This is a genomic window from Actinomyces sp. S6-Spd3, assembly GCF_000758755.1.
Classification (GTDB): domain Bacteria; phylum Actinomycetota; class Actinomycetes; order Actinomycetales; family Actinomycetaceae; genus Pauljensenia.
In genome coordinates, this window is record NZ_JRMV01000074.1 from 1 (window position 1) to 819 (window position 819).

Annotated in this window: 1 pseudogene; it reads left to right on the forward strand. The window is 58.1% G+C overall.

What is annotated here, in order from left to right:
- Nucleotides 1–625, forward strand: a pseudogene (locus HMPREF1627_RS00465) (MFS transporter); the annotation flags it as partial.
- Nucleotides 626–819 lie beyond the last annotated feature (194 nt).

Here is an 819-nt window from a genome sequence, read left to right on the forward strand (position 1 = left end):
TGCTCGTCCGCGCGTTTGGGCTGCTGGCATTGCCGCACTGTGCGTCTACTGGTCGTACGTCAACCTGATCTACTCCTCCGCTCCGTACCTTTCCCTGGTGTTCAAGGCAACGGATGCGCAGGCTGGCGCGTTCGGCATTTTCAACACGGGCCTCGTCGGCATTTTCGCAGGCCTGGTAGCTGGTCTTCTTGCGGATTACGTATTCAAGTCCTCCACTCGCATGATGGCCGTGGCACTAACCGTTACGGCTATTGGTTCGATCGCGATCTTCATGCTTCCACCCACCAACATTTGGGTTGCGATGGTTCTGCTGTTCATCATGGCGTTCGGCGTCTTCATGGGTAAGGCAGTTATCCTCGCCCCGATTGCCGAGTTGAACCTTCCGGACGAGATCAACGGCTCGGCAATGGCTGTAGGCTCATTCCTCGCTTACGCTTCGATCCTGTGGGGCAACCCCACCACGGCTGGCCTGGTGGATCGCGCAACCGAGGCGGGTAACCCCGCGGCTGGATACCAGCAGGTGTTCATGATTACCGTGGGCGCTTCGGTTGTTGGTGCGCTTGCCGCATGGGCGTTGGATTACACCAATAGGCGGATCGCACGCAAAGCTGAGGTAGCTGCGTAAACCATCATTTGAGTTTGTCCACTAAGAGGGGCGCTTGGCATCAGCCGGGCGCCCCTTTGCTTGCCCGAAGCCAGTGCCGATTAATACGCTGGACAATTGGATAAGCACCCAGCCGATGGGTCTCACCGAGTGGGTGCTTTGGCGCGCTCGAAGGGATTCGAACCCCCAACCTTCTGATCCGTAGTCAGATGCTC